This window comes from Rhodococcus sp. 105337 (assembly GCF_012844225.1).
In the GTDB taxonomy this organism is placed as follows: Bacteria; Actinomycetota; Actinomycetes; order Mycobacteriales; family Mycobacteriaceae; genus Rhodococcus.
Map to the genome: position 1 here is coordinate 1 of NZ_JABAGQ010000005.1, position 25,900 is coordinate 25,900.

24 protein-coding genes and 3 tRNA genes are annotated in these 25,900 nt (G+C 66.2%); 13 read left to right on the forward strand and 14 right to left on the reverse strand.

Translation table 11 applies throughout. The features are described 5' to 3' along the window. The first annotated feature begins 588 nt into the window (after window positions 1-588). Genes dcm through HF886_RS21260 form a run of 3 tightly spaced genes read left to right on the forward strand, consistent with a single transcriptional unit; the run spans window position 589 to window position 2,406 of the window. Entirely contained in the window at window positions 589-1,734 is a 1,146-nt protein-coding gene (gene dcm / locus HF886_RS10030; RefSeq protein ID WP_169621050.1) for a DNA (cytosine-5-)-methyltransferase, read from the forward strand. A gap of 9 nt (window positions 1,735-1,743) precedes the next feature. After that, window positions 1,744-2,223, forward strand: coding sequence for a very short patch repair endonuclease (locus HF886_RS10035; RefSeq protein ID WP_169652217.1), 480 nt, complete (start codon window positions 1,744-1,746; stop codon window positions 2,221-2,223). Window positions 2,224-2,271: 48 nt separating this feature from the next. Next, window positions 2,272-2,406, forward strand: coding sequence for a hypothetical protein (locus HF886_RS21260; RefSeq protein WP_277350459.1), 135 nt, complete (start codon window positions 2,272-2,274; stop codon window positions 2,404-2,406). A 24-nt stretch (window positions 2,407-2,430) separates the two neighbouring features. Here HF886_RS21260 and HF886_RS10040 read toward each other — a convergent pair whose 3' ends face one another. Further along, the gene (locus tag HF886_RS10040; RefSeq protein ID WP_169652218.1) at window positions 2,431-3,579 is read right to left on the reverse strand and encodes an acyl-CoA dehydrogenase family protein; all 1,149 of its coding nucleotides are present in this window, start codon (window positions 3,577-3,579) and stop codon (window positions 2,431-2,433) included. Then, window positions 3,579-4,811, reverse strand: a complete 1,233-nt coding sequence (locus HF886_RS10045) for an acyl-CoA dehydrogenase family protein (RefSeq protein WP_169621051.1) — start codon at window positions 4,809-4,811, stop codon at window positions 3,579-3,581. Before HF886_RS10045 ends, HF886_RS10040 begins: the two co-directional genes overlap by 1 nt. Window positions 4,812-5,166: 355 nt before the next feature. Here HF886_RS10045 and HF886_RS10050 point away from each other — a divergent pair, with 355 nt between their 5' ends. Then, window positions 5,167-6,060: a TIGR03619 family F420-dependent LLM class oxidoreductase gene (locus HF886_RS10050; protein WP_169620745.1), complete on the forward strand. Its 894-nt coding sequence runs from the start codon at window positions 5,167-5,169 to the stop codon at window positions 6,058-6,060. Window positions 6,061-6,117: 57 nt separating this feature from the next. Here the strand turns inward: HF886_RS10050 and HF886_RS10055 are convergent. From HF886_RS10055 to HF886_RS10065, 3 genes are all read right to left on the reverse strand, one after another. After that, window positions 6,118-6,190, reverse strand: a tRNA-Arg gene (locus HF886_RS10055). Window positions 6,191-6,226: 36 nt separating this feature from the next. After that, window positions 6,227-6,318: transfer RNA gene (locus HF886_RS10060), tRNA-Ser, on the reverse strand. A 74-nt stretch (window positions 6,319-6,392) separates the two neighbouring features. Continuing rightward, window positions 6,393-7,103 (reverse strand): dienelactone hydrolase family protein, encoded by a 711-nt coding sequence (locus HF886_RS10065; RefSeq protein ID WP_169652219.1) that lies wholly within the window; start codon window positions 7,101-7,103, stop codon window positions 6,393-6,395. Between the two features lie 62 nt (window positions 7,104-7,165). Between HF886_RS10065 and hisC the strand changes: the two genes are divergently transcribed. Continuing rightward, window positions 7,166-8,245, forward strand: a complete 1,080-nt coding sequence (hisC, locus tag HF886_RS10070; RefSeq protein WP_169620747.1) for a histidinol-phosphate transaminase — start codon at window positions 7,166-7,168, stop codon at window positions 8,243-8,245. Between the two features lie 98 nt (window positions 8,246-8,343). Beyond that, window positions 8,344-10,029: a bifunctional UDP-sugar hydrolase/5'-nucleotidase gene (locus tag HF886_RS10075; protein WP_169652220.1), complete on the forward strand. Its 1,686-nt coding sequence runs from the start codon at window positions 8,344-8,346 to the stop codon at window positions 10,027-10,029. An 8-nt stretch (window positions 10,030-10,037) separates the two neighbouring features. Here the strand turns inward: HF886_RS10075 and HF886_RS10080 are convergent, their stop codons facing one another. After that, window positions 10,038-11,006 (reverse strand): alpha/beta hydrolase family protein, encoded by a 969-nt coding sequence (locus HF886_RS10080; RefSeq protein WP_169652221.1) that lies wholly within the window; start codon window positions 11,004-11,006, stop codon window positions 10,038-10,040. A 190-nt stretch (window positions 11,007-11,196) separates the two neighbouring features. Between HF886_RS10080 and HF886_RS10085 the strand changes: the two genes are divergently transcribed. Continuing rightward, entirely contained in the window at window positions 11,197-11,610 is a 414-nt protein-coding gene (locus tag HF886_RS10085) for a flavodoxin domain-containing protein (protein ID WP_169620750.1), read from the forward strand. Between the two features lie 24 nt (window positions 11,611-11,634). Here the strand turns inward: HF886_RS10085 and HF886_RS10090 are convergent, their stop codons facing one another. From HF886_RS10090 to HF886_RS10100, 3 genes are all read right to left on the reverse strand, one after another. Next, complete coding sequence (locus HF886_RS10090) at window positions 11,635-12,237, reverse strand: hypothetical protein (protein WP_169620751.1); 603 nt, start codon at window positions 12,235-12,237, stop codon at window positions 11,635-11,637. Window positions 12,238-12,349: 112 nt separating this feature from the next. Beyond that, window positions 12,350-12,437 (reverse strand) — tRNA-Ser (locus HF886_RS10095). A gap of 27 nt (window positions 12,438-12,464) precedes the next feature. Next, the gene (locus tag HF886_RS10100; RefSeq protein WP_169652343.1) at window positions 12,465-12,869 is read right to left on the reverse strand and encodes a MarR family transcriptional regulator; all 405 of its coding nucleotides are present in this window, start codon (window positions 12,867-12,869) and stop codon (window positions 12,465-12,467) included. Between the two features lie 173 nt (window positions 12,870-13,042). Here HF886_RS10100 and HF886_RS10105 point away from each other — a divergent pair, with 173 nt between their 5' ends. Further along, window positions 13,043-14,029, forward strand: coding sequence for an NAD(P)H-quinone oxidoreductase (locus tag HF886_RS10105; RefSeq protein WP_169620752.1), 987 nt, complete (start codon window positions 13,043-13,045; stop codon window positions 14,027-14,029). Between the two features lie 4 nt (window positions 14,030-14,033). On the opposite strand, the gene HF886_RS10110 is transcribed toward HF886_RS10105, so the two are convergent. Beyond that, the gene (locus HF886_RS10110) at window positions 14,034-15,233 is read right to left on the reverse strand and encodes a cysteine desulfurase-like protein (protein ID WP_169620753.1); all 1,200 of its coding nucleotides are present in this window, start codon (window positions 15,231-15,233) and stop codon (window positions 14,034-14,036) included. A 176-nt stretch (window positions 15,234-15,409) separates the two neighbouring features. On the opposite strand from HF886_RS10110, the gene HF886_RS10115 reads away from it, so the two are divergent. From HF886_RS10115 to HF886_RS10130, 4 genes are all read left to right on the forward strand, one after another. Next, a complete protein-coding gene (locus HF886_RS10115) occupies window positions 15,410-15,997 on the forward strand; it encodes a bacterial proteasome activator family protein (RefSeq protein ID WP_169620754.1) in 588 nt (195 codons plus the stop codon). A 44-nt stretch (window positions 15,998-16,041) separates the two neighbouring features. Then, on the forward strand, window positions 16,042-16,902 hold the full coding sequence (locus HF886_RS10120; protein WP_169621053.1) for an ABC transporter ATP-binding protein: 861 nt from the start codon (window positions 16,042-16,044) through the stop codon (window positions 16,900-16,902). Next, window positions 16,895-17,791 carry a glycosyltransferase family 2 protein gene (locus tag HF886_RS10125; protein ID WP_169652222.1) on the forward strand — a complete coding sequence of 299 codons (897 nt, stop codon included), beginning with the start codon at window positions 16,895-16,897 and terminating at the stop codon, window positions 17,789-17,791. Before HF886_RS10120 ends, HF886_RS10125 begins: the two co-directional genes overlap by 8 nt. An 87-nt stretch (window positions 17,792-17,878) precedes the next feature. Beyond that, window positions 17,879-19,660, forward strand: a complete 1,782-nt coding sequence (locus tag HF886_RS10130) for a long-chain fatty acid--CoA ligase (RefSeq protein ID WP_169652223.1) — start codon at window positions 17,879-17,881, stop codon at window positions 19,658-19,660. 82 nt (window positions 19,661-19,742) lie between these two features. On the opposite strand, the gene HF886_RS10135 is transcribed toward HF886_RS10130, so the two are convergent. Then, window positions 19,743-20,321: a hypothetical protein gene (locus tag HF886_RS10135; RefSeq protein ID WP_169652224.1), complete on the reverse strand. Its 579-nt coding sequence runs from the start codon at window positions 20,319-20,321 to the stop codon at window positions 19,743-19,745. A gap of 151 nt (window positions 20,322-20,472) precedes the next feature. Here HF886_RS10135 and HF886_RS10140 point away from each other — a divergent pair, with 151 nt between their 5' ends. Beyond that, window positions 20,473-21,318: an ABC transporter permease gene (locus HF886_RS10140; RefSeq protein ID WP_346765344.1), complete on the forward strand. Its 846-nt coding sequence runs from the start codon at window positions 20,473-20,475 to the stop codon at window positions 21,316-21,318. On the opposite strand, the gene HF886_RS10145 is transcribed toward HF886_RS10140, so the two are convergent. From HF886_RS10145 to rfbB, 3 genes are all read right to left on the reverse strand, one after another. Further along, window positions 21,306-22,832, reverse strand: coding sequence for a glycosyltransferase family 39 protein (locus HF886_RS10145; protein WP_169652225.1), 1,527 nt, complete (start codon window positions 22,830-22,832; stop codon window positions 21,306-21,308). The genes HF886_RS10140 and HF886_RS10145 overlap by 13 nt on opposite strands. A gap of 3 nt (window positions 22,833-22,835) precedes the next feature. After that, window positions 22,836-24,740, reverse strand: a complete 1,905-nt coding sequence (locus tag HF886_RS10150) for a glycosyltransferase (RefSeq protein ID WP_169652226.1) — start codon at window positions 24,738-24,740, stop codon at window positions 22,836-22,838. Between the two features lie 142 nt (window positions 24,741-24,882). Beyond that, window positions 24,883-25,890 carry a dTDP-glucose 4,6-dehydratase gene (gene rfbB / locus HF886_RS10155; RefSeq protein ID WP_169620761.1) on the reverse strand — a complete coding sequence of 336 codons (1,008 nt, stop codon included), beginning with the start codon at window positions 25,888-25,890 and terminating at the stop codon, window positions 24,883-24,885. Between the last annotated feature and the right edge of the window lie 10 nt (window positions 25,891-25,900).

Consider the following 25,900-nt stretch of genomic DNA (forward strand, 5'->3'; position numbering starts at 1 on the left):
GGATGATCGCACCAAATAATTGGCACTGACATTCATCGGCACACTGTTGAGTTCTCAAAGAACACGCACACACCATCACTCACGAATTTCACAACTCGCTCGTTCCGGGGCAACTGTTCCAGCCTAGATCCCGCACCACACAGACGCAAATCCGTGTCGCTTCCGAACCCAGGGGCAGTACGAAACCTTACCAGAAGATTTCGAACCAGATATTCAGGCGCTCTCGTCCAACCTCGTTTTCCCAGTCCCTGTAGGTCCGGGTCGGTGTCCGTGTCGCTCTGACCTGGATTAAGTTACGCGAGCACCCCCACAAACACCAAATCGCCAGGTCAACGCCGATTTGCTGGGAAGAACCCGCCAGTCGATGTGCCGGCGGCCCACCGTGGCCCCCTATAGAGAGGGCGATCTGTAGAGAAGGTGTCCATCTATAGGGAGACAGGTACAGCACCTCCCCGGATTCCGGGAGACATCAGCAAGATGCCGAGCTCCGGGGCGTGATCCTGCGTCGGGTCACGGATGCCCCTACTACTCGAGTAACGTTCTCGCTTGAGTTGAGCGAGGAAGGGTGCCGTGACGTCGTCGGGGAACATGGTGGGGCTGTTCGCCGGAATCGGCGGCCTCGAGCTTGGGCTCGGGGAGAATGGGTGGAATACCGAACTCCTGTGTGAGGTCGACCCCGGTGCACAAGCGGTGCTGCGTGCCCGCTTCCCTGACGTTCCCCTCCATCCGGATGTCACCCAACTGCGTTCCTTGCCGCAGGGGACCGAACTGGTTGCGGCGGGCTTTCCCTGCCAGGACCTGTCCCAGGCCGGCCGTACCGCCGGCATCACCGGAACGAAGTCGAGCCTCGTGGACGAGGTGTTCCGTCTCGTCCGGCGCAAGAACGGGCCGCGCTGGCTCGTCATCGAGAATGTTCCGTTCATGCTCCAACTCAGCCGCGGTGCTGCGATGCGCCACATCACGGATGCGCTCGAAGACCTCGGGTACACGTGGGCCTACCGGGTGGTGGACGCTCGCGCCTTCGGCCTCCCCCAGCGCCGGCAGCGAGTGCTCATGGTGGCCTCCCGCACCGACGATCCGCGCGCCGTCCTGTTCGGGCAGGATGCCGGCATGCCGGTCGACGGGAACCCCGACCTGTTCCCGTGCGGCTTCTACTGGACGGAAGGTGTGCGCGGTTTGGGTTGGGCGGTCAATGCCGTGCCCACGCTCAAGGGCGGTTCGACTCTCGGTATCGCGAGTCCACCGGCCGTGCGATTGCCGTCCGGCGAGATCGTGACCCCCGGGCTGACCGATGCCGAACGACTCCAAGGATTCGACCCCGACTGGACCGCACCTGCCACGCAGGCGGTGGGTGTCCGGACCGGGCACCGCTGGCGCCTCGTGGGCAACGCCGTCAGTGTCCGGATGGCGACCTGGGTGGGACATCGCGTGAACAATCAGATCGACTACACCGCCGATCACGAGACTCCCCTCGAACCCGGCGATCCGTGGCCCACCGCGGCATGGGGTTCTCACCGCAAAGCATTCCGCGTGCACGAATCGCAGTGGCCCGTCCACGACCCCTACGAGGACCTCGGCGGATTCCTCGACGATTCGCGTCTGCTGTCCGCTCGCGCGACCGCCGGCTTCCTCCGGCGGGCACGGTCGGGCAGCCTCCGCTTTCTCCCAGGATTTCTCGACGACGTGGAGAACCACCTCGACCGCATGGGCGGCTTCCCGCAGGCCGCCGCGTAGGAGGTCGCGATGCCTCCGTCCGACGAACTCCGGCCCGCACGACCGCAGACGGACGCGCGTACCAGCGCACGGATGAGCAGGCAACGCCGTCGGGACACCGCTCCGGAAGTGGCGTTGCGACGCGAACTGCATCGCCGCGGTCTGCGCTTCTATGTGGACCGGGCGCCATTGCCCGGCGTGCGACGCCGAGCCGACCTGGTGTTTCCTCGCCGACGTGTCGCGGTGTACGTCGACGGCTGCTTCTGGCATCGGTGCCCACTGCACGCGACCGATCCGAAGAACAACGCCGAGTGGTGGGCCGACAAACTCGCAGGCAACGTCGAGCGTGACCGCGACACGGATTCTCGCCTGGCCGCTGCGGGGTGGACGGTGATCCGGGTGTGGGAGCACGAAGACCCGATCACGGCCGCCACGCGAGTCGCGGAGGCGCTCACACCCCCGCCGGAATCACCCGCCGGTTCTCCTCTGGACGACTCCGGCACAGATTGAGCAGTAATTCGGATGCGCGCGCGGGCACGACCGCGCTTCACTGGAGTCATGGCCGAGCAGAAACGACGGATCCAGCGAGGCACCCGGCCACTGTTCAACGATTCGATGACCGGCAAGTCGGACTTCGTTCTGGTCATCGCCTTCGCTGCGCTCGCTGCGACGACGTGGTGGCTCCTGTTCTGAACTCGTGCGCCGACACCGTCCGGGTCAGGCCTTGGTGAGTTCCGCGTACCGCGCGATGTGGTGGTCCGCGGTACCGAACTCGTACTCGATCGCCGTCAACCGCTTGAAGTAGTGCCCGACCGCGAGTTCCTCGGTCATGCCCATTCCCCCGTGCAGCTGGACGGCGTTCTGCCCGATGAAGCGCGCGGCACGGCTGATGGTCGCCTTCGTGGCCGAGACGGACCGCGCGCGGACGAGATCGTCCGCCTCGAGGTGCATGACGGCCAGGTACACGGCCGATATCGCTTGCTCGAGTTCCATGTACATGTCGACCATGCGGTGTTGCAATGCCTGGAAGCTGCCGATCGGGTGACCGAACTGCCGGCGTTGTTTCGTGTACTCGACGGTGTCGGCGAGTACCTTCCGCATGAGGCCGACCGCTTCTGCCGCCACCGCGGTGGTGGCTTCGTCGATCCCCAGGGACACCGACGGCCACGCGCCGCCCTCGTCACCGAGCAGAGCGTCCGCGGGGACGCGAAAACCGGAGAAGGTGAGATCCGAGGCGCGGCGATCGTCGATGGTTCGATACGAGTGCATCTCCACTCCGGCCGGAGGGTTCGCAGGATCGAACTCGACGAGGAAGAGCGACAACCCTGCGGTGTCGCGGCGGTCACCTGCTGTGCGGGCGGTCACGAGGAGATGTGTTGCCAGCGGAGCGCTGGTGACGACGATCTTGGCACCGTCGATCACCCACTCGCCGCCGTCCCGGCGCGCGGTGGTCGTCAGGTCGTGGAAGTCGTAGCCACTCGTCGGTTCCGTTGCCGCGAAGGCGGTGACCGCCTCCCCCGAGGCGATCGCTTCGAGTACTGCGTGTGCCCGGGGTCCGCCGGCGCGGTGGAGCATCCCGCCCCCGAGCACAACGGTGTCGACATAAGGCTCGACGACGAGGGCGTGCCCCAGAGCTTCGGCCACGACCATCAATTCCACCGGGCCGCCGTTCATTCCTCCGACGTCTTCCGGAAGAGTGGCGCCGAGGATGCCGAGTTCTTCGGACAGCGCGCGCCACACGTCGGGTTGCCACCCCGCGCCGGTGGTCGCTGCCGTGCGACTCCGGGCCAGGTCGTACCGGTGTGAGAGAAACCCGGTGACCGAATCGCGGAGAAGCTCTTGCTCTTTGCTCAAACCGAAGTCCATCAGAGCCCCAATGCTGCTTTGGCGAGGATATTTCGCTGAATCTCGTTGCTACCGGCATAGATCGAGCCGGCGCGGTCGTTGAAATAGCGCAGCGGCGCTACCGCTTGCCAGTCTTCGCCACTGACGTAACCGTCGGCGGGCGGTTCGTAGTCGGCGATCGGGCCACCGGGCGCAGTGACGTGCGGTTGGTACACGCGCCCCCGTGGGCCGGCAGCCTCGAGAGCCAATTGCGTCAGCGTCTGGCTGAGCTCGGTGCCGAGCACTTTGAGCATGGATGACGCCGGGCCCGGGTCCCTACCTGCGGATAGCGCTGCGAGGGCGCGGTATTCGAGGATCTCCAGTACGTCGGTACGGATACGGGCGTCCGCGAGTCTGGCGGCGAACGCGGGATCGTCGACGAGCGCGCGACCGCCGGGGCCGGGTTGCCCGGCTGCCGCGACCGCGATGCGCTCTGCGAGGACCTGGAGTGCGGGCGCAGCAGCCGCTCCGCCTCGCTCGAACACCAGCAAGTACTTCGCGACGGACCAGCCGTGGTCGATCTCGCCCAGGACGTTCTTCTTGGGGACACGCACGCCGTCGAAGAACACCTGGTTCTGGACCTCTTCGCCGGAGGTCATCACCAGGGGTCGGATCTCGATGCCCGGCGAGGTCATATCGATGAGCAGGAAGGTGATGCCCTGCTGCTTTCGTTCGGTTCTGGTGGTCCGCACGAGCGCGAACATCCAGTTCGCCTCCGTCGCGTGGGTGGTCCAGATCTTGCTTCCGGTCACGACGAGATCGTCACCGTCGTGCACAGCCGCCATGCTCAGGGAGGCGAGGTCGGAACCGGCTTCGGGTTCCGAGTAGCCCTGGCAGAAGAAGACGTCACCGGTGAGGATTCCGGGCAGGAAGTAGTCCTTCTGTGCCTGCGTGCCGTACGCGACGATCGCATGCGCAACCATCCGGATACCCATCGGCGACAACGACGGGGCACCGGCGAGGATCGATTCGCGACCGAAGATGTAGTGCTGCGTCTGCGTCCAGTCGCATCCTCCGTACTCCACCGGCCAGGCCGGCGCCGCCCATCCCCGCTCGTGGAGGATGCGCTGCCACTCCATGCTCGCCTCGTGGTCGGAGTACACGCTGGTGGCCAGCCTGCCGGCACGTCTCAGCTCGGGGGTGAGCTTCTCGTCGAGAAAGGCACGGACCTCGTCTCGGAAGGCGGCGTCGGCGTCGGACCACGCAAGTTCCATGTCTTCTCCCCCGCAGAGCGCGACCGCCAGCCGCCGGCTGATCGTGCGAATCATCGTTAACTTCTCGGCACCGTCCCGGAATCTACTGTCGTTCGCACGGCCTCGTCAATACATCCTTTGGGCCGGTACCGGCGTCGTTTTGCTCCCCCACCGACCCCGACGAGCTCCGGGCGGGCAGTCCGCCAGGGGTGAGATGCCGGATTCACTCGCGGGCCTGTCGGCGCCGCACCGCACGTGACCAGTGGTGACTGCGGTCACAACATCCGGTAGAACAGTCTTCTGACAATGGAATAACTGCACTCTCCGATTGGATGATCATGACTCTTGCAGAGTGCCGGCGCACGGAGGTAGTCCGTTGAAGTTCTGGACCGGGACCGCATTCATGAAGACGACCGAAATGCCGGCGGTGGCGACCATGCTCGACCAGGCAGGGTTCCACGGCGTGCTCGTCTCGGACCACCTGATCTATCCGAAAGAGATGAAGACCGTCTACCCCGGGCACGAGAGCGGAAAGATGTTCTGGCACCCGGAGACGGACTGGCCCGACGCGTGGGTCCTCATCGGAGCCATGGCAGCCGTCACCCAGAACCTGCACTTCGGCAACAACGTCTACATCGCGCCGTCGCGCCCACTTCTCGAGGTCGTGAAACAGGTGGGCACCGCAGCGGCTATCTCACACGGCCGCGTGTCCATCGGCCTCTCCGCCGGTTGGATGCGCGAGGAATTCGAGTTGCTGGGCCAGGACTTCGACAACCGTGGCCCGCGCCTCAACGAGATGATCGAGGCGTTGCGCGCACTGTGGAAGGGCGGATGGGTGTCCTTCAAGGGCGAGTACTACGACATCCCCGAGATGACGATCGAGCCGCACCCGCCTGCACCCGTACCGATCCTGTGCGGTGGAGAATCCACTGCCGCACTCAAGCGAGCCGCCCGCTACTGCGACGGCTGGGTCGGCACGGCGTACACCATCGACGACGCCGAGAAGTGGATCGAGCGGATCAACGGTTACCGGCGCGAATTCGGACGTGAGAACGAACCGTTCGACATCATCCTCGGTCTGCGCGACCAGCCGTCCACCGAGCTGTACAAGCGGGCCGAGAAGATCGGGATCACGGGCGTGATGTGCTCGCCGTGGGCCAACTGGGAAGCAACCCACTCCGGCGACCACGATCACCTTCTCGGGACCGCGGAGCGCTACCGCGAGCCCATCGAGCGATTCGCGGAGGAGATCATCGCGAAGCTGGTGTGACACGACCCGCAGTGCGAGAACACCCCGCCGACAATGCCGGCGGGGTGTTCTTGTGCGTGCGCCCGAAGGGATTCGAACCCCTAACCTTCTGATCCGTAGTCAGATGCTCTATCCGTTGAGCTACGGGCGCAAGTTATTCAATTGTCGTCAGTGACGGTACACCAACTGGCGGAGGCGAGAGGATTTGAACCTCCGGTCCCCGGTAAGGGGGACAACTCATTAGCAGTGAGTCCCATTCGGCCGCTCTGGCACGCCTCCTCGGGGATTCGAAGCTCTCGAACCGCCGGGACGAAAGATTACACATGCACCGCACCGAAACGCAAAACGGCTGGTCAACGCAGGTGAGTGTCGAACCAATCGTAGATACGGCGCCGCGCGTCGACGATCGCCGCTTCCGCGCGATCGGTCTCGGGATCGAGGGAGTCGTGCACGACCGGCGGCTCATCCGGCCGGTGGGCGAGCCCTTCGTAACTGACCACAAGCGCCGGCGCATCCGACCGGCCCGCAGCCTCACGCAAGGCGGCGACCTCCGACGGTGGAGTCTTCGGGTCGTCGTCGCCGTACAGTCCGAGCCACGGCGCCCGGAGCGACCCGACGATGTCGGCGAGCGACCGCGTACCGCCCTGCGCGGTCTGCACGATGCCGGGCGAGGCCACGCTCACGACGGCACCGACGACCCGCTCCGCGGCAACATAGAGCGCGGCCGTGCCCGCATCGTCGAACCCGAGCACCCCGATCATGTCGGGGCCGATCCCTTGCCCGGCGATCCACCGGAAGGTCGCGTCCACGTTCGCGTAGAACTCGTCCCCGAACTGCTCGGCGTTTTCCGCACTGCGAGCATCCTGTGTCGGCTCGGGCGCGACGACGAGCCACCGATCGTCGGCGAGCGTCTCGATGAAGTCGCGGAGGGCCGGCGAGAGTCCGTGGGAGCGGTGCAACACCACGATGCTCCCGCGCGGCCTCGAATCCGGACGAACCACTGTCAGCGGTACGTCCCCGGTACCACCGATCCGCGGCGCAGCATCATTGCTGGTTTCCGGCATGGTGTCCACGATGACACGCCCACCGAGTACCCGCACGGAATCGTCGGGAGCATAATCGGCTGGTGACCCCTCGGACCCGACCCGACCTCGCCTCGATCCCGGCCTACGTTCCCGGACGCACGTTTCCCGGCGCTGTGAAGCTCGCCAGCAACGAGACGACCGCCGGCCCGTTGCCCTCCGTGCGCGAGGCCATTCTCGAAGCCGCCGCCGACGTGAACCGGTATCCGGACAACGGCGCCACGGCGTTGCTCGCAGCGCTGTCGGAGCGGCTGCAGGTCCCCGTCGAGAACATCGCGGTCGGCTGCGGATCGGTGAGCCTGTGCCAGGAACTCGTGCAGGTCACCTGCGAGCCCGGCGACGAGGTGATCTTCCCGTGGCGATCGTTCGAGGCGTACCCGGTGGTGGTGGCCGTCGCGGCCGCAACCGCGGTCCCCGTGGCGAACACCCCGGAGCACGGCCACGAGCTGAAAGCGATGCTCGCGGCCATCACCGACCGGACCCGCCTGATCTTCATCTGCAATCCCAACAATCCGACCGGCTCGCTCCTCGGGAAGAAGGAACTCGAGCAGTTCCTCGACGAAGTCCCGTCCGACGTCGTCGTCGCACTCGACGAGGCGTACTTCGAATACGTGCGGCCCGCCTCGGAGGACGACTTCGCAGACGGTCTCGACCTGGCGAAGAACCGCCACAACGTGGTCGTACTGCGGACGTTCTCCAAGGCGTACGGACTTGCGGGCCTGCGGGTCGGGTATGCGGTCGCCGCCCCCGAACTCACCGCGGCCATGAGCAAGGTGCACACCCCGTTCTCGGTCAACACGATCGCGCAGAAGGCCGCCATCGCGTCGCTCGAGGCCGCCGACGAACTGCTCGCGCGTACCGAACATGTCGTCGCCGAGCGCCACCGCGTGCGCGACGCACTGCTGGCGGCCGGCTACGACGTGCCCGAGAGCGGTGCGAACTTCCTCTGGCTGCCCCTCGGCGACCGGTCTGCGGCCTTCGCCGAGGCGGCGGCAGAGGCAGGCGTGATCCTGCGGAACTTCACCGGTGACGGCACGCGCGTGACGATCGGCGACCCGCACGAGAACGATCGGTTCCTCGCCTTCGCGACGGGTCCGGGCCGGGCACTCGCAGGGGTCGCCTGACCTGTGACGAGACCCAACCGTTATCCCTAGGTATCGGTGACGTGACCCTGCGCTGACACACTCGGGCGGTTGATACGGACCCGACTCGGAGGCGCTGCATGGATGGAGGCAAGGCACGCCGTGCCCTGTCCGCTTGCGCCCTCGCCGCAATCGTGTGTGCAGGTACCGGTGTCGCACCCGCTGCCGCGGAACCTCCGAACGTGGTGCCGGTGCGCCTGATCGCCTTCGGTGATCTCCACGGCAACCTTCTGCCGCCGCAGGGACCGCGCAGTGAGGTCGTCAGGTCCGACGGAACGTCCGTCGCCGCAGGTGGAGTGGCGCATCTCGCGGCCTACGTGCGTCAGCTACGGGCACAAGCAGACCATTCGATGCTGTACGCGGTAGGCGACACGTGGGGGTCGTCCCCGCTCGAATCGGCGATGTTCCACGACGAGCCCACCATCGAGTTGCTGAACGATCTCGACGTCACGGCCGCCGCACTGGGCAACCACGAACTCGACCAGGGATACGCGGAGTTGACCCGTCTGCGCGACGGAGGGTGTCACCCCGACGACGGGTGCCGTTACGGCGAGACGTTCGAGGGTGCTCGCTTCCCCTTGCTCGCCGCGAATCTCACGACCGAGGACGGGGCGCCTGCCGCGCTGCCGTTCAGCATCAGCTATGTCGACGGAATCCCGGTCGGCACCATCGGTGTGCTTCCCAGCAACACGCCGGACTTCATCCGGTCCGACTCCATCGCGGGCCTTCGATTCGGCGACGAGATCGAGGCGGTGGACCGAACCGCCGACCTACTCGATTCACTGGGGGTTCGCGCCGTCGTGCTGCTCTACAAGGGCGATATCGGCACCGATGGACAGAACGACCCCTGCCATCCCGTCGACGGGCCGGCGAACGTCGTCGCCACCGCCGTGTCCCCGAAAGTCGATCTGATCGTCACCTCGGACGGTGACAGGCACTTCAACTGCACCTATCCCGATCCGCTCGGCCAACCACGTACCGTCGTGCAAGGCGCCTCGCACGGGCGCATCATCTCCGTCGCAGATCTCATGATCGACCGCGAAACCCGCGACGTACTGCGGGATCACACGCTGGCTTTCACCCAAGTCATCACCCACGACATCGAACCCGACCCTCAGACGCAGCAGTTCGTCGAACGCGCAGTCGAAATGTCCGACGCGGTCGCAGGTCGTCGCGTGGGTTCCGCCTCGGCGGACATCACCCGCGAAGCGGGTCCCAGCGGCGAATCCGCGCTCGGCAACCTCGTTGCCGATGCCCAGCTCGCAGCAGCCCGATCGGTGGGAGCGCAAGTGGCACTGACGAATCCGGGCGGCCTTCGCAGCGACCTCATCTGCGGAGAAAACGGAGTCGTCACGTACGGGCAAACGTACGCAGCGCAGCCTTTCGGCAATCGCCTCCAGGTGCTCGAACTCTCCGGCGCCCAACTCGACGAACTTCTCGAGCAACAATTCCAGACGACCGCGAACGGCAACGCGCTCGAATGGATTCTCGCGCCGTCGGACAACTTTCGATACACGCTCGACCGGATCGCTCCTTCGGGCGACCGAATCCGGGATCTCACGATCGACGGGGAGCCGGTCGACCCCGAACAGCACTACCGAGTGGTGGTCAACGACTTCCTCGCGGAAGGTGGTGACGGCTTCGACGTCTTCACCCACGCCCGGCACCGAACCGGCGCCGGAGAGGAACTCGACGCTCTCAACGCCTATTTCGCGGCCCACGATCCCGTCGTCCCGCCCACAACAGACCGCATCCACATGCACTGAGCGCGAACCTACAGTTGGAGAGCGGCTTTCAGCGTCGGCCACGCGGTCTTGATGTCGTCCTGCCAATATGCCCACGAGTGGGTACCCCACGGCCGGTATACGACCTGCGCCGGAATATCGAGCTGCCGCAGGCGACGGTCGAAGGTCACCGTGCACGCCAACGTGCCGATTTCGAGCGGCGTACCGCCGGTCAACACTTCTTCGCCCGAACCGAAGTCGTACGGGCCTACGAGACCGTTGCCCGTACTGAGGAAGATTTCCTTGCCACGCAGCCGCTCGGCGAGCAGGTACGAATCGTGTTCCTCCCAGACGGGGTCACCGGGAGGGCCCCACATGTTGTCCGGGTTCCCGCCCTTGTAGGCGACGGTTCCGCGCACCGAGTCGCGGGACGACTCACGCGAGGTATCGAAGCATCCGCTCAGCGCCGCAACGCCTCGATACAGATCGGGGTGTCGCGTGATCAGGCTCATCGCCCCGGTCGCCCCCATCGACAATCCGGCGACCGCGTTGACCCCGTTGCCGTGGAACCGTGCATCGATGAGCTGCGGCAGTTCCTGCGTCAGGAAGGTTTCCCACTTGTTGACACCGAGTACCGGGTCGGGGTTCCGCCAATCCGTGTAGTAACTCGCCGTGCCGCCGATCGGGAGCACGACGTTGACGTTCTTGTCGGCGACGAACTCCTCGATGTCGGTGCGCTGAGTCCACGTGCTCTCCCTGAACTCGGACTCCTCGCCCGCGCTGACCCCGTCGAGCAGGTACAACGTCGGTCGAGGGCCGTCACCGACGGGATGGAGCACCTGCACCCGGACCACGCGCTGCATCGCGGGCGAGAACACTTCGACGTCCGTCCGCTGTTCGGTGAGCATCGCCGTGCGCTCGATCGACGCGACAGGCGCCGGCTGGGCGTGCGAAAGCGACGGAATTCCTACTATCGACATCACACCCACACCGAGCGCGGTGATGAACCTTTTCAGCATCGAGCTCCCCGTCCCCCGACGACATGGATCCTGATCCCAACTCGGCCGCGCGTGCGCGGTCAAGCCGACTGGTAGCGGCCCTAGTCCCCTTCACTGGGATCGTGACCGGTCCCGGGCAGCGCGCAGCACCGGCGGCGCCGGCTGGTGCATCCATGTTTCCCCGGATCGGGTGCGGGGAAACCCCTGGAACATGACCGTACTCGTCGTAGCCGGGAGCAACCGAGGAGTGACTCACCAGGTCGCACAAGCGATCGCCGAGTCGCTCGGTACACGCGATATCGAGGTCACGTTGGGCGAGAACAGCGATCTCGACCGCGTGGCGGAGTTCGAGGCGATCATCATCGGCAGCGCAGCCGAAAGCGGAAAGTGGCCCGCTGCCTCCGCAGATCTGTGCCGCCGGTACGCGGACGCCTTGACTCAGCAGCAGGTGTGGTTGTTCTCCGCGCCCGTGGAGGAGAACAGCACCATCCGCGGGGAGGTGGAAGTGCCCGAACTCTTGGCGGCTGTCGCCGCGCGCGACCACAAGTACTTCCCGACTTCCGACCCCGACGAAGTCATGACGTGGACATCGCTCATCGCGGACGAACTCGAAGGAAACAGCTGACATGTCTCCGGGACGGCAAGTCCCTCAGACGATGAGCACGTAGCTCACTCCCGCTGTGATCGCGCCGAGAACGGCGCCGACCGTCACCTGTCCGATCGTGTGATGGTCGAGATGCACGCGGGACCAGCCACTGAGAACGGTGAGGACCAGACCCGCGAGCCACCAGGGCGACAGAGCGAGGGCCAGAACGACACTCACCCCGGCCGCGACTCCCGTATGAAAGCTGATCTTCCATCGGAAGATGCTGGTGACGACAGCCGCTGCCACCAAGGTGATCAAACCGGCGGCCGTGAACCCGACCATCTCCTGCGGAGCATCGGCGACGACCAGGGTCACCAACCCACCTGTCGTCGCCAGCAAGATCACGACGATCAGCGCGTGACGTTCGTCGAGCGTGGTGACATGGTGGTCACCGATACGCGATCGGCGCATGCCCAGGAGAATCGCACCCATCGGGATCACTCCCGCACACACGGCGACGAACACGCCCCAGCCGAGTGCACCGACCGCTGCGCCGAGAATCACAGACGTAACGATGTTGATCACCCACGGTGCACCCACCTCGGTCAGTACACGCGCAACCAGATCGACGGTGCTTCTGCGCGCACCTACATCCGTGTCGGTCATGAACCCTTTCCGTTCGTCTGCAACCCCGCACGCCCGTCCCGATGGGCACGTCCGGTGACGTCCTCCACCACAGCAAAAATCCCCTCACCTGCGCGAACAGGTAAGGGGACTGTGGCGGAAGCGGAGGGATTTGAACCCCCGTTGGTTTTACCCAAGCTCGCTTTCAAGGCGAGTGCATTCGGCCGCTCTGCCACGCTTCCGTCGCAAATCCTAACCGCATCCGCGCCCTAGTGGTCGGCGAGGGCTTCGTCGATCCGGCCGAAGATCTGCGCGAGTGCTTTGACCTGGCTCTTGGAGAGCCGGTCGATGAGGTTGTTGCGGACGGCGCGGACGTGGGTGGGGGCCGCTTCGGCGAGCCGCCGACGTCCTTCATCGGTGACCGACGCGAGAACCCCCCGACCGTCCTCGGGGCACGACCCGCGCACGACCAGATTCTGTTCCTCCATGCGACGGATCTGATGGGTGAGACGGCTGCGCGACGAGAGGACACCGTCGGCGAGTTCACTCATACGCAGCGAGCCGTGCTCGGACTCGGACAGCAGGACCAGGATCCGGTACTCCGCCAACGACAATCCGTGTCGCTCCTGCAGGTTTCGGTTGAGCACATCCATCAGGCGGGCGTTGCCGTCCATATAGTTGCGCCAGGCGGTCTGCTCTTCCGCGGTCAACCAGTTCGGCTCGTCCTGTTCGCTCGTCACCCCGAAAGTCTAAGGCGGACTCGGGCGCGGAGGTTCTCCCGGCGAAGCGACCTGCGCGCCGAGATGGGATGACCACACCGCGGGCCGCACACGCTAGCGTCGGGGTCATGCACGCAATCGTCGTTACCGAACCCGGTGGTCCCGAAGTTCTCCGGTGGGCAGAGTGTCCCGATCCCACGGTCGGCCCCGGACAGGTCCTCCTCGATGTCGCAGCGACCGCCGTCAATCGTGCGGACCTTCTGCAGCGCCGCGGGCTCTACCCCCCGCCGCCCGGAGCCAGCGAAATCCTCGGACTCGAATGTTCCGGCGTCATAGCCGAACTCGGTGAGGGTGTCAGCGGATGGAACATCGGTGATCGTGTGTGTGCGCTCCTGACCGGCGGTGGTTACGCCGAGCAGGTCGTGGTGCCCTCCGCCCAGTTGTTGCCCGTGCCGGCCGGTATGGACATCGCCGTGGCTGCGTCGCTCCCGGAGATCGCCTGCACGGTGTGGTCGAACGTGGTGATGACCGCGGGACTCGAACGCGGCGACGTGCTGCTCGTGCACGGTGGTGGCGGGGGTATCGGCACGCACGCGATCCAGGTGGGTAAGGCGCTCGGTGCCAAGGTCGCGGTCACCGCGTCGGCCGGCAAGCTCGAGCGGTGCCGGGAACTCGGCGCCGATCTGGCAATCGACTACCGCAGCCAGGATTTCGTGGCCGAGGTGCGCAACGCGTTCGGTGGTGCCGACGTGGTGCTCGACAACATGGGTGCGGCGTATCTGTCCCGCAACATCGACGTGCTCGCGCCGGACGGACGACTCGTCGTCATCGGCATGCAGGGTGGCACCAAGGGTGAGATGAACTTCGGCAAGCTCCTCGCCAAGCGCGGACACGTGATCGCGACGGGCCTGCGCGGCCGTCCGGACACCGGCAAGTCGGGTAAGAGTGCAATTGTCGCCGCGGTGCGTGAACACCTGTGGCCGCTGATCGAGGAGGCGAAGGTGCAGCCGGTGGTGCACGCCGAGTTGCCCATCACAGAAGCTGCGCGGGCGCACGAGATGCTCGACAGTCCCGACACTGTCGGCAAGGTGGTGCTGCGGGTCGCCCGGACCTGACCGGTCAGAGGTTGCGTAGCTCGCGGACGAGCTGGTCGATGTCGAAGCTGGTGGTGTACGGGGCGAGACCGATGCTCACGGCACCGCCTTCGTCGCTCACTCCCAGGGAGTCGAGCAACCGGCTCGTTCCGCGGGTGCTCGCCACCGTCTCGATTCGCCGGTCGGCCAGGTGTGCGGCGACCTTCTCCGCAGGTATGCCTTCGACGGTGAAACTCAAGGTGGGGACCCGGCTGGGCGCCTTGCCCAGCACCATGACACCGGTGAGACTGTCGAGCTGCCTGAGCAGCCGGTCGAACAAGCCGTCCTGATAGTCCTGCATCGAGCTGATCGACGTCTCCAGGCGGTTCCGGCGGCTGCCGGACGCCGAGTCGTCCAGCGAGGCGAGGAAGTCGATGGACGCGGGCAGCCCGGCCAGCAGGCCGAACTGGTGTCCGCCGACCTCTAGCCGCTCGGGACCGCGGGCATGCGGATCGAGCGACATCGCGGGCACGCGATCGAGGTGAGAGGGATCGCGGAAGACGAGGGCACCGATTTGTGGTCCGCCCCATGCTGCGGCATCGATGCTGAGAATGTCCGCTCCCAGATCTTCCATGTCGATGTGGGCGTACGGGGCCGCCGCGGCCGCGTCGACGACCATGAGCCCGCCGACGTCGTGGATGAGGTCTGCGACGACTCGCACGTCGGGTGCCGAGCCGACGATCGACGACGCCGCCGTCAGCGCGACCAGCCGGGTCGTGGGCGTGATGAGTTCCTCGTATTGCCAGGTGGGCAGATCGCAGGTGTCGATCTCGATCTCGGCCCAGCGCACCTGGGCGCCGTACCGGCTCGCGACACGCAACCACGGTGCGATGTTGGCTTCGTCGTCGAGGCGGGAGAGCACCATTCCGGTGCCCAGGCCGAGCCGGGAGCTGAGCGCTTCCGCGAGCCATGCCAAGAGCACCGAATGGCTCGGGCCCAGCACCACACCTGCGGGATCACCACCCACGAGGTCGGCGACGGCCACGCGTGCGGCCTCGAGGATCGCGGCGCTGCGGCGGGACGACGAGTGCCGCCCGACAGCCGAGGACGACGCGTTCCGGAAGGCCGTCGACACCATGCGCGACACCGCGTCCGGGATCTGCATTCCCGCGCGCGGATCGAGGTGAACCCAGCCGTCGCCGAGCGAGGGGATGAGCCCCCGGATCCGGGCAACGTCGTAAGCCATGGCTGACACTCTAAAACCCTGTGTCAATTGTGGTCGTCGGCGCCGGGGTATAGCGGACTCGCGCGCCCGGAATCCTGCCCCGGCTCACCGGAGCGCTCCCTCGCGGCCGCGAACTTTTCCCGCCGGGAAAGGGCGTGCCCGCGACGGTTGTCGGCGTGAGGGGACAGAATGGAGCCATGACGAATCCGGACAGCGACCAGGTTCTTGTGATCGGCCCCGACGGCCAGCCCGTCCGCGTCCCTCGGCGGGAAGCCGACCGGGCGGCGACCGGCGCAGAGAAGGACCGCGGGAACGACGCGGAAGGAAACGGCGAGAGCCTCGCCGACATGGTCGAACAGCCGGCCAAGGTCATGCGGATCGGCACGATGATCAAGCAGCTTCTGGAAGAGGTCAGGGCGGCACCTCTCGACGACGCCAGCCGTACCCGGCTCAAGGAGATCCACCGGTCCTCGATCAGCGAGCTCGAACAGGGGCTCGCGCCGGAACTGCGTGACGAACTCGAACGCCTCGCGTTGCCCTTCACCGATGACTCCGTGCCCTCCGATGCCGAGCTCCGCATCGCCCAGGCCCAGCTGGTGGGCTGGCTGGAAGGGTTGTTCCACGGCATCCAGACGGCGTTGTTCGCCCAGCAGATGGCTGCCCGCGCACAACTCGAGCAGATGCGGCAGGGCGCGCTTCCACCCGGGCTGGGCGGAACGGTCTCCCGCGGCGGCGAGCAGCCGGGTCACGGCCCCGGGCACCCCGGCACCGGGCAGTACCTGTAGGTGCGCGGGGTACCCTCGGTACCCGTGTCAGCCTCTGGAGCCACATCGTGACCCGTGTCAGCATCGAAACGCGCGACGCGTGCGTCGACTTCCCGATCTTCGACGCCAAGACGCGGTCGCTGAAGAAGGCGTTCCTCGGTAAAGCGGGCGGTTCGATCGGCCGCAACAACTCGGACGTCGTGGTGGTCGAGGCCTTGCGCGACATCACGATGTCGCTGAAGGAAGGCGACCGCGTCGGACTCGTCGGCCACAACGGTGCCGGCAAGTCCACGCTGTTGCGCCTGCTGTCCGGCATCTACGAGCCCACCCGCGGATTCGCACAGGTCAACGGCCGGGTGGCGCCCGTGTTCGACCTCGGTGTCGGCATGGACCCGGAGATCTCCGGCTACGAGAACATCATCATCCGCGGCATGTTTCTGGGCATGAGCCGCAAGAAGATGCTCCAGAAGGTCGACGAGATCGCCGACTTCACCGAGCTCGGCGACTACCTCAACATGCCGCTGCGCACGTACTCGACGGGCATGCGCGTGCGCGTCGCACTCGGCGTGGTCACCAGCATCGATCCGGAGATCCTGCTGCTCGACGAAGGCATCGGCGCAGTCGATGCGGAATTCATGAAGAAGGCCCGGGTCCGGTTGCAGGACCTCGTCGCGCGGTCGGGCATCCTCGTCTTCGCGAGCCACTCGAACGAGTTCCTGGCGCAACTGTGCGACCAGGCGATGTGGATCGATCACGGGCAGATCCGTGAGCGCGGCGACATCGAGCACGTGGTGCGGGCGTACGAAGGCGACGAGGCCGGCGACCACGTCCGCACGGTTCTGCACGACCTCGCACTCGAACGTGAACGCAGCGCCCTGCGCAACGGCGCCGACGCGACGGCCACGTCAGGCACCAAGAGTGTCTGACGAACGCATCATCGGGGTCGTCGTCACCCATCGGCGCCGGGAACTGCTCGCCGAGTCGCTGAAGATGCTGTCCACCCAGACCCGCCCGCTCGACCATCTCGTCGTGGTCGACAACGCCGACGAGGACGCCGTGCGCGAACTCGTCGAAGGCGCCGACGTGCCCACGACCTATCTGGGCTCCCAACACAACCTCGGCGGTGCGGGCGGTTTTGCGCTGGGGATTCTGTACGCACTGTCGCTCGGGGCCGACCGGGTCTGGCTCGCGGACGACGACGGTCGCCCCGAAGGACCCGAGGTGCTCGCGACACTCCTCGAGTGCGCGCAACGCAACGGCCTGGCCGAAGTGTCGCCGGTGGTGTGCGACATCGCCGAACCCGACCGCCTGGCGTTCCCGTTGCGTCGCGGGGTCGTATGGCGGCGCTGGCGTCACGAACTCGGCGACGAAGATCTGCTTCCCGGTATCGCGTCGCTGTTCAACGGCGCGCTGTTCACCGCCGCCGCGATCGACGCCGTGGGTGTCCCCGATCTGCGGCTGTTCGTACGCGGCGACGAGGTGGAGGTGCACCGGCGTCTCGTGCGGTCGGGCCTGCCGTTCGGCACCTGCCTGCAGACGGCGTACCTACATCCCGACGGCGCCGACGAATTCAAGCCGATCCTCGGTGGCCGGATGCACACCCAGTATCCCGACAACGAGACCAAGCGGTACTTCACCTACCGCAACAGGGGTTACCTGCTGTCACAGCCCGGGCTCCGGAAGCTGTTGCCGCAGGAGTGGATTCGTTTCGGGTGGTACTTCCTGGTGACGCGCCGCGACCCGGCGGGCCTGCGCGAGTGGGTACGGCTGCGCAAGCTCGGGCGCGAAGAGAAGTTCGAGCGCCCCCACCAGTAATCCTCCCCCGCAAGGGATCCCGCAATTCCGCGCACAGACGGTGGCAGCAAGACCTACACTTGCCGCCACCGTCTCTGGGAGCCTGCGATGACATCTCGTCTCGACTCACCGTCAACACTCTGCGAAGCTTTTCAATCCACCGCCGCCGCGTATCCCGACCACGTCGCGCTGCGAACTCCGGACGATTCCGTTCACTACACGTGGCGGGAGTACTCGGAGAAGGTTCGCGCCCTGGCCGCCGGTCTCGCCGGTCTCGGCGTCCGGCACGGCGACACCGTCGGCATCATGCTGACGAACCGCCCGGAATTCCATCTCGTCGACACCGCCGCCTTCCATCTCGGCGCGGTACCGTTCTCGATCTACAACTCGCTGACCGCCGAGCAGATCACCTACGTGCTCGGCAACGCCGGCAACCGGGTGATGATCTGTGAGGAGCAGTTCGTTCCCGTGCTGCAACAGGCGATCGGCGAGACGAAGGTCGAGCACCTGGTGTGCATCGACGCGAAGCCCGACGGCACCCTCTCCCTCGAGGACGTCGAGGCCGCCGCCGACGAGTCGTTCGACTTCGAGGCCGCATGGAAGGCCGTTCAGCCCTCCGACCTGCTCACGCTCATCTACACCTCGGGCACCACCGGGCCGCCGAAGGGCGTGGAACTCACCCACGCCAACCTTCTCGCCGAACTCGCTGCGACCACAACTTTCCTGCCCACCGGACCCGACGACCGCATCGTGTCGTACCTGCCCGACGCGCACATCGCGAACCGCTGGGGCTCGCACTACTCGAGCATCTACAGCGGCATGCAGATCACCACGCTCGACGACCTCAAGAAGGCCATCGCGGTGCTGCCGAGCGTGCGACCGACGCTGTTCGGTGCGGTCCCGCAGGTCTGGTACAAGGTGAAGGCAGCGATCGACAAGACCCTCGCCGAAGAATCCAGCCCGGTGAAGAAGAGGCTCGCGTTCTGGGCGATCGAGGTGGGGCGGAAGGTCGCTCGATTGCAGTCCGAGGGCAAGCCCGTGCCGAAGGCCCTCGAGTTGCAGCACGCGCTCGCCGACAAACTGGTCTTGTCGGCCGTACGCAAGAAACTCGGTCTCGACCAGGTACGCGCTGCTGTGACGGGCGCCGCCGCGATCTCACCCGAAGTACTCGAGTTCGTGCTGGCGCTCGGCATCCCGTGTTCCGAAGTGTGGGGTATGTCGGAGACATCCTGCGTGGTGACCATGAACCGGCCCGGAAAAATCCGGATCGGCACCGTCGGCCAAGCCGTCCCCGGCGTCGAGATCAAGACCGCCGACGACGGAGAGCTCCTTGTCCGCGGCCCGCTCATCATGCGGGGATACCGCAACGACCCGGTCAAGACCGCGGAAGCCGTCGATCCCGACGGCTGGCTGCACACCGGCGACATCGCTCGGATCGACGAAGACGGTTACGTGACGCTCATCGACCGTAAGAAGGAACTCATCGTCAACGCGGCGGGCAAGAACATGTCCCCCACCAACATCGAAGGCGCGCTGCGGGCCGCGTGCCCGATGCTCGGCGGCGCCGTCGTCATCGGCAACGATCGGCCGTACATCGTCGCGCTGCTCGCCCTCGATCCCGACGCACTCCCCCTCTTCGCGGAGCAGCACGGGCTCAGCGGGTCGCACGAAGAACTCGCGCAGCACCCCGCCGTCCTCGCCGAGATCGAGCAGTCGGTGAAGGAGGCGAACACCAAACTGTCGCGTGTCGAGCAGATCAAGAAGTACACCGTGCTGTCGACGGTGTGGGAGCCGTCGGGCGACGAACTGACGCCCACGATGAAGCTCAAGCGCAAGCCGATCGACGCCAAGTATGCGGAGGAGATCGACGCGCTGTACGTGACCGCGTGACGTGATCGGCGCGGTGGACGGGGATCGACGCGTGTAGTTTCGCGCGCTGATCCCCGTTCAGCGCGTGGGTTCCAACTGAAGGTCAGACTGCCTCGTCGGCCGGGGCACTCGCGATGCGGTCGAGGGCGGCCCGGGCGAGCCACGTGTTGTGGTGGTCGTCAGATTCCATCCCCTCGAGTTGGTCCGCCAGCCGGCGAATCGGGCGGCCACTTCCGGAGAGTTCTTCGAATGCACCGAGAGACGAGTCGTCGAACAGGTTCACCACCACGACGACGGCGTCCGATGCGTCGGACTCGTCGGGAAGGAAGCGCACCGCGGGAAGAGCCTTTTTCACCGCGCCGAGCGACGTACCTGCTTCATCCTCGAGTGCCGAACGTGAGACGGCGACGGACGCGAGGCAGGTCACCGATCCGTCGGCGCCCCCTGCTGGTTTGTCGAGCCGGAGGACTTCGGTCGATCCGACAGCCAGCGAGAACAGCGGCGCGGCGTCGCCGGAACCGGGAAGGCAACTCACCGTCCATCGCTCGACCTCGCCGGCTGCCGCATCCTCGAACGCGGTGTCCAGGTAATAGGCGAGCAGGTCGAGGGACATCTCGTACAGGTCCTCGTCGCGCCGAAGCTCCTCGAAGTTCTCTTTCGATGCTGCCGGGTTCGTTGCCATCATTCTCCTGCTCGTACGAAACGATCCGTGTCGAGCCTACGAGTTCCCCACGTCGTGAGGCACGGCACGCTCGCGCCGGCAGGAGACCCGAACGACGAATCCGGCCCACACGTGGTCGGGGCGGATTTCCGCGCGGGTAGGCTCGGGCCTTGTGTCTGCACCCACCCATGTCGACGAACCGCTGGGAAAGTCTTCTCGGACGTTCCGGCGCGCGTTCCAGGATCTGCGCGACGGCTTCAACCATCGCGAGTTGTGGCTGCTGCTCGGCTGGCAGGACATCAAGCAGCGCTACCGCCGGTCCGTCCTCGGGCCGTTCTGGATCACCATCGCGACCGGCGTCTCGACGATCGCCATGGGTCTGCTGTACGGCACGCTGTTCAACCTCGACATCGCGGAGTTCCTGCCGTACGTCGCGCTCGGCTTCATCATCTGGAACCTGATCCAGGGGTCGATCATCGAGGGTGCGGACGTCTTCATGTCCAACGAGGGGCTGATCAAGCAGCTCCCGACCCCGCTGAGCGTGCACGTCTACCGCCTCGTGTGGCGTCAGATGATCTTGTTCGCGCACAACATCGTGATTTACATCGGGATTTTCATCGTCTTCCCGCAGCACCTGAGCTGGACCGCGCTTGCGGCCATCCCGGCCCTCGCACTGATCGCGATCAACGCGGTATGGATCTCGCTCGTCTTCGGCATCCTCTCCACCCGCTACCGCGACATCGCACCGCTGCTCGGCAGCCTCGTGCAGTTGCTGTTCTTCATGACGCCGATCATCTGGACGGAGAAATCCCTCGCGGGCACCGGCAACGAAGACCGGGCGCGGATCGCGGAGATCAACCCGCTGTACCACTTCCTCGACATCGTGCGGACGCCTCTCCTCGGCGGCGACCAGCATCTCTACCACTGGGTGATCGTGCTGATCATCACGGTGCTCGGGTGGGGACTCGCCCTGGTCACCATGCGCAACTACCGGTCGCGCGTCGCCTACTGGGTCTGAGCCGGCTCGAGTTCGATCAGCTGTAACCGGTTGACGAATTCCTGGTCGGTGATCGTGAACCCGGCTTCGGACAGCGCCCGGTAGGTCTCGGTGTCGGTGAACCGGTAGCGGTCGAACCGCCACCACACGTCGTTCGGATGCCACACCGTGAACGCCGTGCCGCGGTCCCGGTCCGCGATCACCCACAACCTCGTGCACTGGGCGGCCGCCCGCTCGGCCAGCACCGGGGGCGCTACGTCGCTCGACCACAAGCTCACCCGATCGGCAGCGGTCTCATCCAGCCCCACGTCCACGAGATCCTCGAACGCGTCGGGGCGAGCGTCGGCGACCGCCCGCGGTGACGTCGGCTGCCACGACACCTTCGGCTCGAACGCCACGCAGTCGCCCGGCCGGGACACCCCCTCCAGCCGATCCGCGACCACGCTGTAGTCCATGCCGCCCGCCTTGCCGAACGGCTGTCGCTGCGTCAGGTAGGCGGGTGCCACCGCGAGCGCCACCGCGACGAGCACTGCGAGCAGCGACCACCATCGCGTCGCGGCGCGGCTGACCGCCCACCCCAGAAAGAGCGTCACCGCCGGCACCGTGAAGGCGAGATACCGGTCCAGGTACATGTTGCTCGCCAGTACCGAATACGCCAGCAACAGCGCCATGGGCACGAGAAAGCCCGGCAGCGCGAGCCACAGCAATGTCCGCTCGCCCGGTTCGACGCCCCGCACTGCTGCAACGACCGTCCCCACCAGCGCGACGGTCCAGCACACCAGCACCGCCCACGGCGCCCCCGGGAACCACTGCTCGACGAGGATCGTGCTGATGACCGTCTCGTCGAGTTCCGGGATCCACGACACCTGCCGCACCTGCGAATAAGCCAGCACGAGGAAGGGCAGCGACAGCGCGACTCCCGCGGTGGCGGCGAGCACGAAACCGGCCCGGTCGCGTCGACGAGAGTCGAGGCCGCGCGTGAGCGCCCACATCGTCACCGCGTGTGCGACCAGGAGAGTCGCGGAGTAGACGAAGAACATCGTCGCGAGTGCCGCCACGATCGCGTACAGCATCCACCAGCGTGCCCGGTGGGTCCGCAGCGCCAGCACGAGGACCAGCGACAACACTGCCGCGCAGCCGACGGCGAACGCGTAGGAGCGAGCTTCGGTGGCCGCCCACGTCACCCGCGGAAGGATCGCGAACAGCACCCCGGCCGCCACCGCGGCACGCCGTCCCGCCAGCATCTGCGCGGTCGCGGTGACGGCTGCGGCCCCGACACCGAGGGCGAGCACGCCGGGCAGCCGCGCGGTGAATTCACCGGTGCCCACAAGCGCGAACCAGCCGTGCATCAGGATGTAGTACAGGCCGTGGACGGCGTCCCAATCGGCGAGCAGCTCGAGCAGATCACCGAAGGGCCGATCAGCGGCCGAGATCGTTGCTGCCTCGTCCCACCAGAACGACGGAACCCAGGAAAAAGCGGCGCCGACGAGCACGGTCACTCCCCCGAACAGCAGAGGGAGCGGCCAAGCCCTCATCGGTCAGTCGTCGATGCCGTACAGCCGCGCCCAGTTCTCGCGGCTCGTGAGCTTCGGCATCGCTTCCTGCCACACCGTCTTCATCCGGGGAGCTTCCTTGCGGAGCTGCCAGCACACCTTCGCGGCCCGCTTGGTGAGATCCAGCGCGGTGTCCTTGTCGCGGCGACGCACCCGCACCGCGTTCTGCGACGCGTCGGTGACCACGGCGCCGTCGAACAGCGCGACGTGCCACCAGTCGGCGTAATCCGCGGGAACGGTGACGGGACGACGGTCCACCTTGCCCGCGAGCTGCTGCACCGCGCGCTTGAGGAGCACGAGCCCCTCACGCTTCTTGTCGGGCTCGAAGTCCCACACCGACATCTGCGTATGAGGATCGGATTCCTTGCCCACCTGCGACGCGGGCAGTGGCTTGGTCTCCGGGTAGCGGTCGCGCAGTTCGCGCAGTTCCTTCAGGACCGACTGACCACCGTCGTACAGGAAATCGGGGCCGGCGAGGAAGTCCTCCGCCGCCTTGATGAACGTGGCGGCCAGACCGTACTGCATCGAAACGATGAGTTCGCCGATCTTGCGGAAGAGGTACTTGGAGATGTCGGGTCCGTCGAAACGCCCGTAGATCGCCGAGACGACGAGACCGTTGCGGATGCTGAAGTAGCGCGCCCAGTCGTCGTAGTCCTTGAGGTAGAAGTCGGCGTGCCACACGCCCGCGTTCGGCAGCGTGACCGTGGGGTGCCCGGCGAAACGCGCGCGGATGCCGTACTCGATGTCGTCCCACTGGAAGAACAGCGGAATCGGCAGCCCGCAGTCGGCGATGATCTCGGCGGGGAGCAGACACGTCCACCAGCCGTTCCAGCCGGCGTCGAAGCGCGGATCCTGCTTCTTCTTGATCAGGTCGACGCCCATCTTGGCGCCCGGGGTCAGCTCGCCGGCTTTGATCTCGTCGAGCACCTCGCGTTCGGCGCTGACGTGGAGGACCTGTGGGTTGCTCAGGGACAGCATCTGGGCACCGACGATCGTCGGCTGCACCGTCATGTTCGCGAACGCGTTCAGGCGCAGCACCGACTCCGGCTCGCACAGGATGTCGTCGTCCATGACGATGACGTTGGCGTGCGCCGAGTTGGGTGACCCGGTGATCTCGTACATGCCCCGGGAGAAACCGCCGGCGCCGCCGAGATTGGGCTGAGTCAGGTAGATGAGCTTGTCGCCGAGTTTCTCGGCGACCTCACCGAACGCGGGACGCGACCGCACCTGGTCGGTGCCCTGGTCCACGATGCACACCGCGTCGATGTCGGCCATCGCCCCGTCGTCGGAGGCGAGAGTGCCGACGGTCACGGTGCAGTCGTCCGCGCGATTGAACGTGCAGATCACGACCGCGGCCGGACGCAGGTGTTCGGGCGCCGCAACCGTCCAGCGGGCGTCGGAGACGAGCAGTGAGCCGTTGCTGGCCTCGGCGGCGAACCAGATCGCGCCGCCGTCGACGAACCGCTCGATCGGCACCTCGAGGTCGAGTTCTCCCGATCCGGACACCGTCTCGACCGAGACGATCCGTTCACGGCCCTTGGCGTCGGAGGCGTGGACGACGAATCGTGCGCTACCCGAGCAGCCGTACGTCAGTTGCAGGTTCACCGTCTTCACGTCGGTCCAGCGCTGCCAGAAACTGGCGGGGAACCTGCCGAAATACGTGTTGGTGTGGGCGCTCGCGCCGTCGGCCAGCTGGAGACCGTAACGGTCGGCCGCGGCGTCACCCTTTGTGACGACGTACATCTTTCCGGGCACCCGAGGCGACAGCGACGCAAAGACGCCGCGCTGCGCAATCAACCGATCCCGTCGTACGGGTTCGGTGAGGGCGCTGTCCAGTGCGTCCGCGTTGCTGTCGATCGCTGTCGTGTCGCCGGCAGTTGCCTGCTCCATCGAGCTACTCCCCGCTGTGGTCGATCCTGTTACGGATGCGACAGTAGCAGCGCAAATAGCTGTCTCTACGGCATGCGGGCGGAGGTAGCGCGTTTCGTCGTGATCACACTGTTTGCCGGAATATGCAAGAACCGCAGGTCGCTCAACCACCGAGGATTCGTTCGCTGCGTTCGTACGCGGCTTCGGTGGCGGTTTTCTGTGGCATCCACCACGTCTCGTGGCTGCGGTACCACTCGATCGTCGCCGCCAGGCCCGAGCGGAAATCGCGGTACTGCGGCTCCCACCCCAACTCCGTGCGCAACCGCGTCGCATCGATCGCATAGCGCAGGTCGTGCCCCGGCCGGTCGGTGACGAAATCGAACGCCTCTGGGTCCATGCCGCACAGTTCGAGCACGGTCTCGACAACCGTGCGGTTGTCGGTTTCGCCGTCCGCCCCGATCAGATACGTCTCCCCGATCCGGCCCTTGTCGATGACCGTCCACACCGCACTGTTGTGGTCGTCGACGTGAATCCAGTCGCGCACGTTGGCACCGCTGCCGTACAGCTTCGGCCGCACCCCGGTCAGGACATTGGTGATCTGCCGCGGAATGAACTTCTCCACATGCTGATACGGCCCGTAGTTGTTCGAGCAGTTCGAGATCGTCGCCCGCAAGCCGAACGAGCGCACCCACGCGCGCACCAGCAGGTCGGAGCCGGCCTTGGTCGACGAATACGGGCTCGACGGGTTGTAGGGGGTTGCCTCGGTGAACTTCGCCGGGTCGTCGAGCGCGAGATCGCCGTAGACCTCGTCGGTGGAGATGTGGTGATAACGCACGTCGTATCGGCGCACGGCTTCGAGCAGCGTGAACGTGCCGACGAGGTTGGTGTGCACGAACGGGGTCGGGTCGGCCAGCGAGTTGTCGTTGTGCGACTCGGCGGCGAAGTGCACCACCAGGTCGGCGTTCGCGACGAGACGGTCGACGAGTTCGGGATCGGCGATGTCGCCGTGCACGAAGGTGATCTTCCCGGCCACGGGGTCGAGTGACGCCCGGTTGCCGGCGTAGGTGAGTTTGTCCAGGACCGTCACGTCGACGTCCGGGCGGTCGGCGACAGTCCGGTGCACGAAGTTCGCGCCGATGAATCCGGCGCCGCCGGTGACGAGCAGCCTCATGACGCCAAAC